Source organism: Kitasatospora sp. NPDC015121 (assembly GCF_055562955.1).
Map to the genome: position 1 here is coordinate 311,483 of NZ_JBVHEH010000002.1, position 15,874 is coordinate 327,356.

Annotated in this window: 14 protein-coding genes and 1 pseudogene; 11 read left to right on the forward strand and 4 right to left on the reverse strand. The window is 76.0% G+C overall.

Going from position 1 to position 15,874, the window contains the following annotated elements; all coding sequences use genetic code 11:
• Positions 1-25 precede the first annotated feature (25 nt).
• The 3 genes and pseudogenes from ACZ3J7_RS03320 to ACZ3J7_RS03330 form a co-directional block, all read left to right on the forward strand.
• Positions 26-379, forward strand: a pseudogene (locus ACZ3J7_RS03320) (winged helix-turn-helix transcriptional regulator); the annotation flags it as partial.
• Between the two features lie 51 nt (positions 380-430).
• Positions 431-916, forward strand: a complete 486-nt coding sequence (locus ACZ3J7_RS03325) for a hypothetical protein (protein ID WP_465616304.1) — start codon at positions 431-433, stop codon at positions 914-916.
• Positions 917-965: 49 nt separating this feature from the next.
• Positions 966-1,478 carry a hypothetical protein gene (locus tag ACZ3J7_RS03330; protein ID WP_465616306.1) on the forward strand — a complete coding sequence of 171 codons (513 nt, stop codon included), beginning with the start codon at positions 966-968 and terminating at the stop codon, positions 1,476-1,478.
• Between the two features lie 57 nt (positions 1,479-1,535).
• Here the strand turns inward: ACZ3J7_RS03330 and ACZ3J7_RS03335 are convergent, their stop codons facing one another.
• Complete coding sequence (locus tag ACZ3J7_RS03335; protein ID WP_465616308.1) at positions 1,536-3,647, reverse strand: MMPL family transporter; 2,112 nt, start codon at positions 3,645-3,647, stop codon at positions 1,536-1,538.
• Between the two features lie 124 nt (positions 3,648-3,771).
• Between ACZ3J7_RS03335 and ACZ3J7_RS03340 the strand changes: the two genes are divergently transcribed.
• From ACZ3J7_RS03340 to ACZ3J7_RS03370, 7 genes are all read left to right on the forward strand, one after another.
• Positions 3,772-4,767: a MerR family transcriptional regulator gene (locus tag ACZ3J7_RS03340; protein WP_465616310.1), complete on the forward strand. Its 996-nt coding sequence runs from the start codon at positions 3,772-3,774 to the stop codon at positions 4,765-4,767.
• 49 nt (positions 4,768-4,816) lie between these two features.
• Positions 4,817-5,308 carry a MarR family winged helix-turn-helix transcriptional regulator gene (locus ACZ3J7_RS03345; RefSeq protein ID WP_465616312.1) on the forward strand — a complete coding sequence of 164 codons (492 nt, stop codon included), beginning with the start codon at positions 4,817-4,819 and terminating at the stop codon, positions 5,306-5,308.
• Positions 5,309-5,468: 160 nt separating this feature from the next.
• Positions 5,469-6,509: a Dyp-type peroxidase gene (locus ACZ3J7_RS03350; RefSeq protein WP_465616314.1), complete on the forward strand. Its 1,041-nt coding sequence runs from the start codon at positions 5,469-5,471 to the stop codon at positions 6,507-6,509.
• Positions 6,506-7,306 (forward strand): family 1 encapsulin nanocompartment shell protein, encoded by an 801-nt coding sequence (locus tag ACZ3J7_RS03355; RefSeq protein ID WP_465616316.1) that lies wholly within the window; start codon positions 6,506-6,508, stop codon positions 7,304-7,306. The genes ACZ3J7_RS03350 and ACZ3J7_RS03355 overlap by 4 nt, the downstream gene beginning before the upstream one ends.
• 233 nt (positions 7,307-7,539) lie before the next feature.
• Positions 7,540-8,778 (forward strand): cytochrome P450 family protein, encoded by a 1,239-nt coding sequence (locus tag ACZ3J7_RS03360; RefSeq protein WP_465616317.1) that lies wholly within the window; start codon positions 7,540-7,542, stop codon positions 8,776-8,778.
• Positions 8,775-10,016: a cytochrome P450 family protein gene (locus tag ACZ3J7_RS03365; protein WP_465616319.1), complete on the forward strand. Its 1,242-nt coding sequence runs from the start codon at positions 8,775-8,777 to the stop codon at positions 10,014-10,016. Before ACZ3J7_RS03360 ends, ACZ3J7_RS03365 begins: the two co-directional genes overlap by 4 nt.
• A gap of 58 nt (positions 10,017-10,074) precedes the next feature.
• Complete coding sequence (locus tag ACZ3J7_RS03370) at positions 10,075-10,887, forward strand: SGNH/GDSL hydrolase family protein (protein WP_465616321.1); 813 nt, start codon at positions 10,075-10,077, stop codon at positions 10,885-10,887.
• On the opposite strand, the gene ACZ3J7_RS03375 is transcribed toward ACZ3J7_RS03370, so the two are convergent.
• Positions 10,865-11,251 (reverse strand): PPOX class F420-dependent oxidoreductase, encoded by a 387-nt coding sequence (locus tag ACZ3J7_RS03375; RefSeq protein WP_465616323.1) that lies wholly within the window; start codon positions 11,249-11,251, stop codon positions 10,865-10,867. The genes ACZ3J7_RS03370 and ACZ3J7_RS03375 overlap by 23 nt on opposite strands.
• Positions 11,252-11,280: 29 nt before the next feature.
• Positions 11,281-12,591 carry a glycosyltransferase 87 family protein gene (locus ACZ3J7_RS03380; RefSeq protein WP_465616325.1) on the reverse strand — a complete coding sequence of 437 codons (1,311 nt, stop codon included), beginning with the start codon at positions 12,589-12,591 and terminating at the stop codon, positions 11,281-11,283.
• 238 nt (positions 12,592-12,829) lie between these two features.
• Between ACZ3J7_RS03380 and ACZ3J7_RS03385 the strand changes: the two genes are divergently transcribed.
• Positions 12,830-15,172 carry a Tex family protein gene (locus ACZ3J7_RS03385; protein WP_465616576.1) on the forward strand — a complete coding sequence of 781 codons (2,343 nt, stop codon included), beginning with the start codon at positions 12,830-12,832 and terminating at the stop codon, positions 15,170-15,172.
• Between the two features lie 37 nt (positions 15,173-15,209).
• On the opposite strand, the gene ACZ3J7_RS03390 is transcribed toward ACZ3J7_RS03385, so the two are convergent.
• A complete protein-coding gene (locus ACZ3J7_RS03390) occupies positions 15,210-15,773 on the reverse strand; it encodes an NUDIX hydrolase (protein ID WP_465616326.1) in 564 nt (187 codons plus the stop codon).
• Positions 15,774-15,874 lie beyond the last annotated feature (101 nt).

The window sequence follows — 15,874 nt, forward strand, 5'->3', positions numbered from 1 at the left end:
CCAACCTATTGGCTATGCTGACGGCATGCCACGCCGAAGCTACGACCAGTACTGCGCCGTCGCCCGCGCCCTGGACGCGGTGGGGGAGCGCTGGAGCCTCCTGATCGTCCGGGAGCTCCTCGGCGGCCCGCGCCGCTACACCGACCTGCACGCCGACCTGCCCGGCGTCTCCACCGACATCCTCGCCACCCGGCTCAAGCAGTTGGAGGGCGAGGGCCTGGTGGAGCGCCGCCGCCTGGAGCGCCCCGCCAACGCCACCGTCTACGAACTCACCCCGCGCGGCGCCGAACTCCGCCCCGTGGTCGAGGCGCTGGCCCACTGGGGCGGCCCCGACCTCGGCGACCCGCGCCCCACCGACGCCGTCCGCGCGCACTGGTACACCGGCGCCGACGCCTGAGCGCTGTCGGCGGGCCGTGCTTGGCTGGCCGCCATGACCACCTCCCCGGGCATCTGGATCACCGCCGTCCCGTCCCTCGACCCGGAGGACGTCGGCGTGCTGCTGTCCGTCGACACCACCTCCGCCGACCCCGGCGAACGGGCCGTCAACGCCCTCCTCGGCTACGGCCACGAGGGCGAGGAGGGCGTCTTCCACCTCCTCCCGCACGACCTCGCCGCCCGCTACGCCCGCACCCCGGGCCGCCTCGCCGTCACCCTGGTCACCGCCCGTTCCGTCCTCGCCCGCTGCCTCGCCGACCACCCCGACCTGCTCGCCGGGTTCGGCACCACGGGAGACGAGGACGAGTGGGTGCCGCTGCTGCGCCGCGAGCTGGCCACCGACTTCGTCCCCGCCGAACGGGACGGCGAGCCGCAGGCGGTCCTGCTGGTCGACCACCCCGGCCCGGCCGCCTCGGCCGCCGAGCTGATCGCCGCCTTCGAGGCGGGCGAGGCGGGCGTCGCCGTCCTCAACGCGCGGTAGCCGCCCGGGCGGTGGCGCGAACCGGGTGCGCACGGGGTAGGTTCCGGGCGTGGACGAAACGGATCTGGCGGGCGCCCGGGACGGCTTCCGGGCCGGGGCGGCCGGAGTGGCGCTCGGAGCGGGCATCGCCCTGGCGGCCTGGGCGCTGTCGGCCCTGTTCGGGGACGGCGCGTTCCCCGCGTACCTGCTCGGGCCGCTGCTGATGCCCGCGTCGGGCTTCGTCGCCCCGCTGTGGCGCGAACGCCCCGGCCACCGGCGGCCCGCCACCCTGGTCACGCTGGCGCTGTGCCTGCTGTTCCTGGTGGCGGCGACCGCGGTCGGCGACCTGCTGGAAGCGGACCCCGACGACGGTCGGGCCGGCTGGACGGGGGTGCTCTACCTGTCGCTGGTGCTGCTCGCCGCGACCGCCTTCGGCGCGCTGGCGGGCCCGCCCGGCGCCGAGCCCGGCCGCAGCTGGCTGCGCTTCACCGGGCGCGGCCGCCGCTACCACCTCGCGGTGTACGGCACGCTGGCCGGGCTGCTCGCCGCGGTGGCCTGCCTGCTGGCGGCCACCGGCGGGTGACGCGCCGCCCGCCCGCGCGCCCGCGCCGCGTACGCCGCCCGCCCGCGCCGCCGCCGGCTAGTCCGGCTTGCGGGCCGGCCACCAGACCCGGCCGCCGAGGTCGTGGACCAGGGCGGGGACGAGCAGCGAGCGCACCAGCAGGGTGTCGAGCAGCACGCCGAAGGCCACGATGAAGGCGATCTGGGCCAGGAAGGCGAGCGGGATGACGCCCAGGGCGGCGAAGGTCGCGGCGAGGACGACGCCCGCGGAGGTGATGACGCCGCCGGTCGCGGTCAGGCCGCGCAGGACGCCCGCCCGGGTGCCGAGGGTCGCGGTCTCCTCGCGGACCCGGGTCATCAGGAAGATGTTGTAGTCGACGCCCAGCGCGACCAGGAACACGAACCCGTACAGCGGGACGGACGGGTCGGTCGCCGAGAAGCCGAACACGTGCGGGAAGACCAGCGCGGAGACGCCCAGCGTGGCCAGGTAGGAGAGCGCGACCGTGGCCGCCAGCAGCACCGGCGCCAGCACCGAGCGCAGCAGCAGGACCAGCACCACCAGGATGCACAGCAGCACCACCGGCATGATCAGCGTCCGGTCGTGCCGGGCGGTGGCCCGGGTGTCGGCCTGCTGCGCCGAGTAGCCGCCGACCAGCGCGTCGGCGCCGTCCACGGCGTGCACGGCGGTCCGCAGCCGGGCGACGGTGGCGAGGGCGGCGTCGCTGTCGGCGGGGTCGGTGAGGGTGGCGTCCAGCCGGACCAGGCCGTCGGCGACGACCGGCGGGGCGGTGGGCGCGCCGCCGGTGTACGGGCGGACCGAGGCGACGCCGGGGACCTGCGCGGCGGCGGCGGTGACCGCGTCCGCGCGCGCGGCGTCGGCGACGATCACCGCCGGGTTGCCGGAGCCGCCGGGGAAGTGCGCGGAGAGCAGGCGCTGCGCGGCGACCGAGGGCTGGGCGGTGGTGAACAGTTCGGACTGCGGCACGCCCCGCGCGTCCAGCAGCGGGGAGCAGGCGGCGAGTGCCGCCAGGACGGCGACCGAGCCGACCCACAGCGCGCGCGGCCGGCGGCCCACCAGTTCGGCGACCCGCTGCCAGACCCGGTGCGAGCCGCCCGTGCCGTCGGCCTTGGGCCGGGCCGGCCAGAACGCGGCCCGGCCGCACAGCGCGAGCACCGCGGGCAGGAAGGTCAGCGCGGAGAGCACGGCGCAGGCGATGCCGATCGCGCCGACCGGGCCGAGCGCCCGGTTGTTGGTCAGGTCGGAGAGCAGCAGGACCAGCAGGCCCAGGCCGACGGTCAGGCCGGAGGCGGCGATCGGCTCCAGCGAGCGGTGCAGCGCGGTACGGGCGGCGGAGTACCTGTCCCGTCCGGCGGCGAGCTCCTCGCGGAAGCGGGCGGACAGCAGCAGTCCGTAGTCGGTGGCCGCGCCGATCACCAGGATCGACAGCAGCCCCTGCACCTGCCCGTCCACCCGGACGACGCCGTGCTGGGCGAGCGCGTACACGATCGCGCAGGCCACGGCGAGGGCGAACACCGCGCCCAGGATCACCAGCAGCGGCAGCAGCACCGCGCGGTACACCAGCAGCAGGATCAGCAGCACCACGCCGAGCGCGACGCCCAGCAGCAGGCCGTCGATGCCGGCGAACGCCCCGGAGAGGTCGGCCAGCACCGCCGCCGGCCCGGCGACCCCGGCCACCGCGCCGGGCACCTGTCCGGCCCGCTCGCGGATCGCCTCGACCGCGACCTTGGTGTCCGGTCCGAGGTCGGCGCGCAGCTGCACCACGGCCTCCAGCGCCTGCCCGTCCTCGGACGGCAGCAGCGGCGAGGCCTGCCCGGTCGCGCCCGGCACCCGGGCGGCCTCCGTCAGCGCCTGGCCGGCGGCGGTCCGCAGCGCGTCGTCGACCTGCCCGGCGGAGGACTCCCAGACCAGCACCACCGGCAGCGTCGACTCGGTGCGGAAGTCCTTCTCCAGCTGCGCGACCCGGGTCGACTCGGCGCTGCGCGGCAGGAAGGCCGCCCCGTCGTTGGTCGACACCTCCCCGAGCCGCCCGGCGAACGGCCCGAGCGCGCCGCCCAGGACCAGCCAGACCAGGAGCAGCACGAGCGGCAGCAGGAAGCGCAGCCGCCCGGAGGCGGACGGCGGCGCGGACGGGGAGTCGGACGGGGACGCGGGCGGCGCGGGCTTCGGCATGGCGGGAGGATATCTCAATCATTGAGAGACTTTTCAAGGGACGAGCCGAACCGCGTCCCTGCACTGGTGTTCGGAGCCGGTGCCGAACCGGATGGGACCGCCCTCCGGGGCCTAGGCTGGCCGGGTGTCAGCAGAAACCTCCGCCGAGGCCGGGGCGAGCACCGGCGCGGTCGCCCGGCGGCTCGGCGTGTCGCCGACCACCGTCCGTTCCTGGGAGCGCCGTTACGGGATCGGCCCGGCCGAGCGGGCGGCCGGGCGGCACCGCCGCTGGACCGCCCGGGACGTCGCGGTGCTGGAGGCGATGTGCCGGCTCACGGCGCGCGGCGTCCCGCCCGCCGAGGCGGCCCGGTTGGCGCCCGGGCTGGCGGGCGCCCCCGGTGCGGCACCCGCCGGGCCGCTCCCGGCGGGGGAGGTCCGTCCCGAGGTACGCGGCCTGGCCCGGGCCGCGCGGCGGCTGGACGGCGCGGAAGTGGCCCGGCTGCTGCACGCCGACGTCGAGCGGTTCGGGGCCGTCGCCGCCTGGACGGACGTCATGGCGCCCGCGCTGCGCGCCGCCGGACGGCGCTGGGCGGCGGGCGGCGGCGAGCGGTACGTCGAGGTCGAGCACCTGCTGTCCTGGCACGTCTCCAGCGCGCTGCGCCGGGTCGCCGAGCCCCCGCCCGACGCGCCCGGCCCGGCCGACTCGGACGGCGCGGCGGGCGCGGCAGGTGTGGCCGGGCCGCCGGTGCTGCTGGCCGCGATGCCCGGCGAGCAGCACGTCCTGCCGCTGGAGGCGGTGGCCGCCGCGCTCGCCGAACGCGGCCTGCCGTTCCGGATGTTCGGCGCCGCGCTGCCCGCCGGGGCCCTCGCCGAGGCGGTCCGGCGCACCGGCCCGGCCGCCGTCCTGCTCTGGTCGCAGACCCGCGCCACCGCCGACCCGGTCCCGGCCCGGGCCGTCGCCGCCACCGCCTGGGGCGCCCACGGCGCCCGGGTCGGCCCGGTGCTGCTCGCGGCCGGCCCCGGCTGGCAGCGCGCCACCCGCCCGCCCGGCGCCCTCGGGCCGCGCGACCTGCCGGGCGCGCTGGACCTGCTGGCGCGGGCGGCAGGTCGCGGGGGTGAGCGCGCCGGACGGGCCCGCTAAGGTCGTGACCGGCCCGGCGGGTGACCGGGCAGGCGGGCGGACGGGTGTGGTGGAGCAGGAGCCGGTGGTGCGGGAACCGGTGGCGCGGCGGGAGTTCGGTCGGCTGCTGCAGGGGCTGGCGTCCGAGATGAACCTGCTCGGGCACGACTTCGCGGCCGCCTCCGGCCTGCACGCCACCGACGTGCAGGCCCTGCTCGCGGTCCTCCGCGCGCCCGACCCGCCCGGGATCACCCCCGGCGGCCTGCGCGCCGAACTCGGCCTGACCTCCGGCGCGGTGACCGCCGTCCTGGACCGGCTGGAGCGGGCCGGGCACGTCCACCGCACCCGTGACGAGCAGGACCGCCGGCAGGTCCACGTGCACTACCACCCGGACGCCGCCCGGATCGCGGGCGAGTGGTTCGCACCGGTCGCCGACTGCACCGACCGGGTGCGGGCCGAGTTCACCCCGGAGCAGGTCGCCGCCGTGGTCCGCTTCCTGACCCGGATGACCGAGGAGCTCGCCGGGCTCCGCGAGCGGCGCCGCGCCGACGGCCAGGGCTGACGGCCAGCCGGACGCCCGGGGCCGGCGCCCGGAGTTGACGCCCGGGCGGGGCCGCCCGGCTGACACGCCCGATTCGGGTGCCATCGCACGGTCTTGAACCTTTTGCCGGGTATGGTCGGCGGGCGTCCGAACGTCCGGCAGCCCCCTGGGAGCCCCCGCCATGCCGCAGCCCCAACCGGTCCTCGCCACGCTGACCGGGGCCGCCGTGTTCCTGGTGCTCGCGATCGAGGACGGCGGCGAGGAGACCGTCCGCGAGCTGCTGCCCGACCTCGGCGGGCTGGCCCGCTCGGTCGGCACCCGGGCCCCGCGCGAGGAGGTCAGCCTGGTGCTCGGCATCGGCTCGGACGCCTGGGACCGCCTGTTCGCCGGCCCCCGCCCGGCCGGGCTGCACCCCTTCGTCGAACTGGCCGGCCCCCGGCACCTGGCCCCCGCGACGCCCGGCGACCTGCTGCTGCACGTCCGGGCCGAGCGGATGGACCTGTGCTTCGAGCTGGCCTCCCTGGTCAGCCGCCGGCTGGGCGACCGGGTCACCGTGCTGGACGAGACGCACGGCTTCCGGTACTTCGACTGCCGCGACCTGATCGGCTTCGTCGACGGCACCGAGAACCCCACCGGGCCGGACGCCGCCGACGCCGTCCTGATCGGCGACGAGGACCCGGCCTTCGCCGGCGGCAGCTACGTGATCGTGCAGAAGTACCTGCACGACATGGCCGGTTGGGGCGCGATCGGCACCGAGCGGCAGGAGCGGGTGATCGGCCGCACCAAGCTCGACAACGTCGAACTGGACGAGGCCGCGCAGCCCGCCGACTCGCACGTCGCGCTGACCACCGTCACCGGCCCGGACGGCGAGGACCGCGACATCTGGCGGCTCAACATGCCGTTCGGGTCGTTCGCCGAGGGCGGCGAGTGCGGCACCTACTTCATCGGTTACGCCCGCGACCCGTGGGTCACCGAGGAGATGCTCCGCAACATGTTCCTCGGCCGGGGCCCCGCCGCGCACGACCGGCTGCTGGACTTCTCCACCGCGGTCACCGGCACCTTCTTCCACGTCCCCAGCGCCGACTTCCTGAACGACCCGCCCCCCGCCCCCGGCGCGCCCGTCCCGGCCGCCGGCGCCGCGCCCGCCGACGCCGCGACCGACCCGCCGGTCCGGGACGGCAGCCTCCGCATCGGCAGCCTCAAAAGGAGCCCCGCACCGTGAACAACCTGCACCGCGACCTGGCGCCCGTCTCCGCCGCCGCCTGGGCCGAGATCGAGGAGGAGGCCCGGCGCACCTTCCGGCTGCACGTGGCCGGCCGCCGGGTCGTCGACCTGTCCGGCCCGGACGGACCCGAGCTCGCCGCCGTCGGCACCGGCCACCTCGCCGACATCGCCGCCCCCGGCAACGGCGTCCTGGCCCGGGCCCGGGAGGCCCTCCAGGTGGTCGAGCTGCGCGTGCCCTTCACCGTCACCCGGGCCGCCGTCGACGACGTCGAACGCGGCTCCAAGGACTCCGACTGGGACCCGGTCAAGGACGCCGCCCGCACCATCGCCCTCGCCGAGGACCGCGCCGTCTTCGACGGCTACCAGGCGGCCGGCATCACCGGCATCCGCGACGGCTCCAGCAACCACCCCGTCGCCCTGCCCGCCGACGTCCGCGAGTACCCCAACGCGGTCAGCCGCGCCCTCACCGCGCTGCGCCTGGCCGGCGTCGGCGGCCCCTACTCGCTGCTGCTCGGCGCCGACGCCTTCACCGCCGTCAACGAGACCTCCGACCACGGCTACCCCGTCCACAACCACCTCGCCCGGCTGCTCGACGGCGAGATCATCTGGGCCCCCGCCGTCGAGGGCGCCGTCCTGCTCTCCGCCCGGGGCGGCGACTTCGAGCTGCACCTCGGCGAGGACCTCTCGATCGGCTACCTCTCCCACGACGACACCACCGTGCACCTGTACCTCCAGGAGTCGCTCACCTTCCAGCTGCACACCCCGGAGGCCGCGGTCGCCCTCACCTCGACCTGAGCCGCCCCGCCCGCGACCCCACCCGCGACCCCACCCGCGACCCCACCCGCGACCCCACCCGCCTCCGGCCGACCGGAGCGGGTGGGGTTTCTGGTGTCAACTATTGCTGTAGATAAGGGAGTTGACGGGCGCAGGGGCGGATTCGGGCCAAAGCCGGGGAGTTTCTTCCCGGGGCGTGGCGGGGGCTCCACCATGGGGGGACGTGCGGGGATTTCCGGTGAGGGGAGCACACCGTGTCCGATTCTTCCGTTCCCAGATGTCCGTTCCTCGACCCGGCCGGCAGCGCGCTGCACGCGGAGGCGGCGGGGCTGCGGGCGGCGGGGCCCGCGGTGCGGGTGGAGCTGCCGGGGGGTGTGCGGGCCTGGTCGGTGACCCGGCACGCGGTGATCCAGGCGCTGACCACCGACCCCCGGGTCTCCCGCGACCCCCGGCGGCACTGGCCGGGGGCGGCCGAGGTGCCCGAGGGGTGGGTGCTCGGGCCGGTCGCGTTCCAGGACAGCTTCGTCAACCAGTACGGGGCCGAGCACCGCGCCTCGCGCGGCCGGCTCGCGCCGACCTTCCTGCCGCGCCGGGTGGAGCGGATGCGCCCGCAGGTGCAGGCCACGGCGGACGGGCTGGTGGCGGCGCTCGGCGCGCTCGCCCCGGGGGAGCGCGCCGACCTGCGGAGCGCGCTGGCCCGGCCGCTGACGCTGACGGTGATCTGCGACCTGTTCGGGGTGCCGGAGGGGATGCGGGCGGCGCTCTGCGAGGTGATCGACACCGTGCTGGACTCCACGCTCGACGAGGAGCGCGCGCTGGCCGCCCAGATCGAGCTGAACGAGCGGCTGAGCGCGCTGCTCGCGCACAAGCGGGCGCACCCGGCGCCCGACCTGACCAGCGACCTGCTGCTCTCCGACCGTCCCGGCGAACAGCCGCTGTCCGAGCAGGAGTTGATCGGCACCCTGTTCACGATGATCACCGGCGGCTTCGAGACCGCCGTCAACCTGATCAGCAGCGCGGTGCTGGAGCTGCTCGCCGACCCCGGGCACCTGGCCGCGCTGCGGGCCGGCCGGATCGGCTGGGCGGACGTGATCGAGGAGACGCTGCGGGTCGAGGGCCCGGTGATGCACGTCCCGCTGCGGTACGCGGTCGAGGAGATCGACCTCGGCGAGGGCGTGGTGATCGCCGAGGGCGACCCGATCATCATCGGGTTCGCCGCCGCCGGCCGGGACCCCGAGGCGCACCCGGACCGCCCGGACGTCTTCGACCCGACCCGCGCCGACAAGGGCCACCTGGCGTTCGGCTACGGCCCGCACTTCTGCGTCGGCGCGCCGCTCGCCCGGCTGGAGACCGAGATCGCGCTCAGCACGCTGTTCGAGCGACTGCCCGACCTCGCGCTCGCCGAGCCCGGCCGGGCGCCGGACCGGGTCCCCTCGATGATCATCAACGGCCCGGCCGTGCTCGACGTCGTGCCCCGGCCGGTGACCGGATGAACCCCGATGAGTCCGCCCCGCGCTGTCCGGTGCTCGACCCGGCCGCGGTCGCGCTGCACGCCGAGGCCGCCGGGCTGCGCGCCCGGGGGCCCGCGGTGCGGGTGGAGCTGCCCGGCGGGGTGCTGGCCTGGGCGGTCACCCGGCACGCGGTGATCCAGGCGCTGACCACCGACCCCCGGGTCTCCCGCGACTACCGCCGGCACTGGCCGGGCGCGGGGGACGTCCCGGCGGGCTGGGTGCTGGGATCGGTGACGTTCCAGGACAGCCTGGTCAACCACTACGGCGACGAGCACCGCAGGGCCCGGGGCCGGATCGCCCCGACCTTCCTGCCGCGCCGGGTCGAGCGGATGCGCCCGCAGGTGCAGGCCACCGCCGACCGCCTGGTCGACGCCCTCGCCGCGCTGCCGCCCGGCGAACCCGCCGACCTGCGCCACGCCCTGGCCCGGCCGCTCACCATGACGGTGATCTGCGACCTGTTCGGCGTTCCCGGGCACCTGCGCGACCCCCTCGGCGAACTGATCGACACCGTCCTGGACTCCTCGCTCGACGAGGCCGACTCGCTCGCCGCGCTGACCCGGCTGTACGAGCGCCTCGCCGAACTGCTCGCGTACAAGCGGGCCCACCCGGCGTCCGACCTGACCAGCGACCTGCTGCTCTCCGACCGCCCCGGCGAACAGCCGCTGTCCGACCACGAACTGCTCGGCACCCTGCTGACGATGATCGCCGCCGGGTTCGAGACCGCCGTCAACCTGATCGTCAGCGCGGTGCTCGAACTCCTCGACCACCCCGAGCAGTTGGCCGCGGTCCGGGCCGGCGGGACCGGCTGGACCGACGTGGTCGAGGAGACCCTGCGGCTGGAGGGACCGGTGATGTACCTGCCGCTGCGGTACGCGCTGGCCGACATCGACCTCGGCGAGGGCGTGCTGATCCCGCAGGGCGACCCGATCATCGTCGGCTTCGCCGCCGCCGGCCGGGACCCGGAGCGCCACCCCGACCGCCCGGACGTCTTCGACCCGGCCCGCGCCGACAAGGGCCACCTCGCCTTCGGCCACGGCCCGCACTTCTGCGTCGGCGCGCCACTGGCCCGGCTGGAGGCCGAGATCGCGCTACGCACCCTGTTCGAACGGCTGCCCGGGCTGGCCGCCGCCGAACCCGGCCGCCGCCCGCCCCGCCTCCCGTCGCTGATCGTCAACGGCCCCGCCGTGCTGGAGGTGGTGCCCCGCCCGGCCACCGCCTGAACGCCCCCGTTACGCCTCGGTAGGGTTGGGCGGTCGAGCGACGGACCGAGGAGGCGGAGTGCGGCAGTACCGGACGATGGTGGCGGTGGGCGACTCGTTCACCGAGGGGATGTGCGACGACGTGCTCCCCGACGGGCACTACCGCGGCTGGGCGGACCGGGTCGCCGCCGTCCTGGCCGCCGAGGCCGCCCCGGACGGCTTCCGGTACGCCAACCTGGCCGTCCGCGGCAAGCTGATCGGCCAGATCCGGGCCGAACAGGTCGACCTGGCCGCCGCCACCGACGCCGACCTGGTCACCCTCGCGGGCGGCCTGAACGACGTGCTGCGCCCCGGCTGCGACGTCGCCGAGGTCGAACGGCTGCTCGGCGAGTGCGTCCGCGCGCTGCTCGCCGAGGGCCGCACCGTGGTGCTGTTCACCTCCACCGACCCGACCCGGCGGATGGCGGGCAGCCGCCGCCTGCTGCCCGCCATCCTGCGGATGAAGGCGTACGTCGAAGGCCTGGCCCGGGACGAACCGGACCGGGTCGTGCTGGTCGACCTGTTCTCCGCGCCCGGCTTCGACGACCGCCGGCTCTGGGCCGAGGACCGCCTGCACCTCTCCCCGGAGGGCCACCGCCGGGTCGCCCTCGCGGTCCTGGAGGCGCTCGGCCGCCCCGCCGCCGAGGACTGGCGGGCCCCGCTGGCCGCACCCGACCCCCGCACCCGCGCCCGCAGGGCCCGCGACGACGTCCGCTGGCTCGGCACCCACGTCGGCCCGTGGATCGGCCGCCGCCTGCGCGGCCGCTCCTCCGGCGACGGCCGCCCGGCCAAGCGGCCCGAACTGCTGCCGTACGAGGGCAACCAGGGCTCTAGGCGTCCAGCCGGATCGTGATGCCGACCGTGCCGGACCGGCCCCGGCGCAGCCGGCTGCCGAGCAGGGTGAGCCGGCCGAGCAGCCCGTACTTGCGGGCCAGCAGCTGCCGGTAGCGCTCGGTGGTGGCGGCGTCCGCGATCTCGGCGCGCGCGGGCACCGACTTGCCGCTCGGGTTGCCGCGCACGTCGCACGGGCCGACCAGGACGTCGCCGCGCCGCCGGATCCGCTTGACCTTCCAGGAGCCGGCCGCGGTCCACGCGCCGAGGGCGTCGCCGTCCCGGACCACCCAGACCGGGGTGGGCACGGCGCTGCCGTCCTTCTTGTAGCTGGTGATCAGCAGGTAGTTGCCGGCGGCGAGCCGGTCGAGCGCGGTGTCGGCCATTGGGGGAGTGTACGTCCGCTGACGCCGCGTCACCCGGCCGGGACGGCGTCCGGGTCCGGGTCGGTGCGCGGGTCGCCCTGCGCGGTGCGCGCCGGACGGGGTTCGGGCGCGGGCGAGACGGTGGCCCGCCAGAGCCGGGCCGCCGACCAGAGCGAGGCGGCCAGCAGCAGCCCGTTGCGCAGCAGGATCACGGCGGTCGGCCACCAGCCGCCGGACTGCATCGAGTCGAAGAACAGCGGGTAGTCGACGGTGGTGACGCCGACCGCGGGCAGCAGCAGGAACGCCACCGGCCGCTGCGTGGTGCGCTCCACGGTCAGGCAGACCGCGCCCAGGCCGATCAGCCACACCAGGTACTGCGGGGAGATCACCCGGCTGGTGACGGTGAACAGCAGCACCGCGGTCAGCGCCGCGTCGTACGGGGTGGCGGCCGTCCAGCGCCGGGCCCGGACCCGCCACAGCAGCAGCCAGGCGAACGCGGCGACGGTCAGCAGCAGCGAGAGCTGCGAGATCCGGTGCACGTACCGGCCCAGGAACTCGAACGAGCCGTAGTGCTGCTCGACCCGGCCGGACCAGCCGAACTGCCGTGCCACCTGCAGCACGCTGCCGCCCAGCGACTCGATCTCCACGCCCCGGCCGCGCTGGGCGTGCAGGAAGTCCAGGGTGTGGTCGAAGAACGCGACGAACACCAGCAGCAGGGCCAGCGCCGAGACCGCCGCCGCCGTCCAGGCCTGCCGGGTGGTGCGGCCGCGCGGGGTGCCCAGCAGGGTCAGCGCGGGCCACACCTTCACCATCGCGCCGATCCCGGCCAGCACCCCGCCGAGCCTCGGCCGGGACGGGAGCAGCAGCAGCGCGCCGACCGCCAGCGCGGTGGCCGGCAGGTCGTAGCGCCCGTACGGCAGGCCGAGCAGCAGCGGCAGGGCCAGCGCCCACGCCCAGGCCCCCCAGGCGGAGCGGCCCGGTCCGCGCCCGGCCGCCAGCAGCGCGGCCTGCACGGCGGCGTCGGCCACCAGGACGATCAGCACGAACGCCTGCAGGTAGGTCAGGAACGGCAGCAGGCCGGGTGCGAGCATCGGCAGCGCCGCGCCCGGCGGGTACTGCCAGGTGACGTCGTCGACCGGGAAGGTGCCGGTGCGCAGCACCTGGTACCAGCCCTGGTACAGCCGGTGCACCTCGATCGCGGGCTCGGTCCGCCCGGAGCGGATCAGCCCGATCATCACCAGCCGGCTGGCGACCCAGTACGCGGCCAGGGCGACCGCCTCGCGGGGCCAGGTGGCGGGGCGGTTCCAGCGGACCGGTCGGGCGGGAGTCCGGACGGCCGGGGCGGGGGCCTGCGCCACCATGTCCTCCTGTGCGCTCGTGACGTTCTGGTGCCGGGCGGGGCGGATCGCAAAAGCCGCTTGTCTCTCATATCAGACAATCCGCCCGGCCTTCGGGTCGCCCGACGCGTGTCCCCGGACCTCCCCGGAAAGCGCCACGCCCCCGGCCACCACCCGGACCACCGGACGGCGTCGGCCGGACCTGCCAGAATGCACGGGCGACACCGCGCAACCGTCAGAAGGGGTGACCGGCACCGTGACCATGCCCGTCGAACGCAAGATCGCCGAAGAACTCGGCGTCCGCGAGCACCAGGTGCAGGCCGCGGTCGGCCTGCTCGACGGCGGTGCGACCGTCCCCTTCATCGCCCGCTACCGCAAGGAAGCCACCGGCGCGCTGGACGACACCCAGCTGCGCACCCTGGAGGAGCGGCTGCGCTACCTGCGCGAGCTGGAGGAGCGCCGCACCGCCGTCCTGGAGTCCATCGAGGCCCAGGGCAAGCTGGACGACGCGCTGCGCGCCCGGGTCCTCGCCGCCGACTCCAAGGCCCGGCTGGAGGACATCTACCTCCCGTACAAGCCCAAGCGGCGCACCAAGGCGCAGATCGCCCGCGAGGCCGGCCTCGGACCGCTCGCCGACACCCTGCTCGCCGACCCGGGCCAGGACCCGGCCGCGCTCGCGGCCGGCTACCTGGGCGAGCAGGTCGCCGACGTGCCCGCCGCGCTGGAGGGCGCCCGCGCGATCCTGGTCGAGCGCTTCGGCGAGGACGCCGACCTGGTCGGCTCGCTGCGCGAGCGGATGTGGACCCGGGGCCGGCTGGTCGCGAGGGTCCGCGACGGCAAGGAGCAGGACGGCGCCAAGTTCGCCGACTACTTCGACTTCGCCGAGCCCTACACCAAGCTGCCCTCGCACCGGATCCTGGCCATGCTGCGCGGCGAGAAGGAGGAGGTCCTCGACCTCGAACTCTCCCCGTACGACGGCGATCAGGAGGCCGACCTGCCCGGCGCGAGCGACTACGAGCAGCGGATCGCCGCCCGCTTCGGCATCGCCGACCGCGGCCGCCCCGCCGACAAGTGGCTCACCGACACCGTCCGCTGGGCCTGGCGCACCCGGATCCTGGTCCGGCTCGGCATCGACCTGCGGACCAGGCTGCGCGCCGAGGCCGAGGACGAGGCCGTCCGGGTCTTCGCCGCCAACCTGCGCGACCTGCTGCTCGCCGCCCCCGCCGGCACCCGCGCCACCATGGGCCTCGACCCGGGCTTCCGCACCGGCGTCAAGGTCGCCGTGGTCGACGCCACCGGCAAGGTCGTCGCGCACGAGACGGTCTACCCGCACCAGCCCGCCAACAAGTGGGACGCCGCGCTCGCCACGCTGGCCCGGCTGGCCCGCGAGCACCGGGTCGACCTGGTCGCGATCGGCAACGGCACCGCCTCCCGGGAGACCGACCGGCTCGCCACCGACCTGATCGAGCGCCACCCCGAGCTGAACCTCACCAAGGTGATGGTCAGCGAGGCCGGCGCCTCGGTCTACTCCGCCTCCGCGTTCGCCGCCCAGGAGCTCCCCGGCCTGGACGTGTCGATCCGCGGCGCCGTCTCGATCGCCCGCCGCCTGCAGGACCCGCTGGCCGAACTGGTGAAGATCGACCCCAAGTCGATCGGCGTCGGCCAGTACCAGCACGACCTCAGCGAGCTCAAGCTCTCCCGCTCGCTGGACGCCGTGGTCGAGGACTGCGTCAACGCCGTCGGCGTCGACGTCAACACCGCCTCCGCGCCGCTGCTCACCCGGGTCTCCGGCATCACCGGCACGCTCGCCGACAACATCGTCGCCCACCGCGACGCGAACGGGCCGTTCCGGACCAGGCGCGCGCTCAAGGACGTCGCCCGGCTCGGCCCCAAGGCGTTCGAGCAGTGCGCGGGCTTCCTGCGGATCCCCGACGGCGACGACCCGCTGGACGCCTCCGCCGTCCACCCCGAGGCCTACCCCGTGGTCCGCCGGATCCTCGCCGCCACCGGCGGGAGGATCGGCGAACTGATCGGCAACGGCGCGGTGCTGCGCTCGCTGCGGCCCGGCGACTTCGCCGACGGGACCTTCGGCGTGCCGACCGTCACCGACATCCTCGGCGAGCTCGACAAGCCGGGCCGCGACCCGCGGCCCGCCTTCCGGACCGCCACCTTCAAGGACGGCGTCGAGAAGATCTCCGACCTGGAGGTCGGCATGGTGCTGGAGGGCGTGGTCACCAACGTGGCCGCGTTCGGCGCCTTCGTCGACGTCGGCGTCCACCAGGACGGCCTGGTGCACGTCTCCGCGCTGTCCAGGAACTTCGTCAAGGACCCGCGCGAGGTGGTCAAGCCCGGCGACATCGTCCGCGCCAAGGTCACCAGCGTCGACGTCCAGCGCAAGCGGATCGGCCTCACCCTCCGCCTCGACGACGACACCGCCCCCGGCGCGGCCGGCCCCGACCGCCGCGACCAGTCCCGCCGCGGCCCCCGCCCGCCCCGCCAGGACCGCTCGGACCGCTCGGACCGCCGCTCCGGCACCAACCCCCCGCCCGCCCCCGGCAACTCCGCCATGGCCGACGCCCTCCGCCGCGCGGGCCTGGGCAAGTAGCGCCCCCCGGGAGGGGCGGCCGGCGCCCGGCCGCCCCTCAGCCGGTGCGGGACTCCACGGCGAGGGCGACGAGTTCGGGCCACCAGGGCTCGCGGTGGTGGGCGAGCAGGCGTTGGGCCTCCTCGGGGGTGACCGGGCGGACCTCGACGACCTGTTCGCCGTCGGCCGGGTTGGTGGGGGCGGAGTCGACCAGGACGTCGGCCCAGCCCCAGAGCCAGGCCTTGACCGGGTGCGGCTGCCACGGGCGGTACGGGGCGGGGCCCTCGGAGACGGCCAGGTGGTGGCCGATCCAGGTCGGCGGGCCCAGCAGGCGGGCGCCGGCCTCCTCGCGCAGTTCGCGCTCCAGGCAGGACTCGACGCTCTCGGCGTCCTCCCGGGTGCCGCCCGGCAGGAACCAGTGGCCCCGGACGTCCCGGCAGAGGACCACGCGGCCCTCGGTGAAGCCGACCAGGTGGATGTTGGTGACCAGTTCGTCGGGTGGCAGCGCGGTGCTGAACTGGGCGTCGATGCCGCCCCACTCCCAGCGCTGCGGCGCGTGCAGGGCCGGGTACCTGGTCGCCGGTTCGGCGCTTTCGCTTGCTCTGCGTGTGGTGTCCGTCATCGATCGATCGTAGTCCCGGGTGGTCCGGAACGGACCCGGATGGTCAACAGCGCGGACGAAACGTCACCCTCCCGTGGCGATCCGTCAACTCGGTTCCTCCG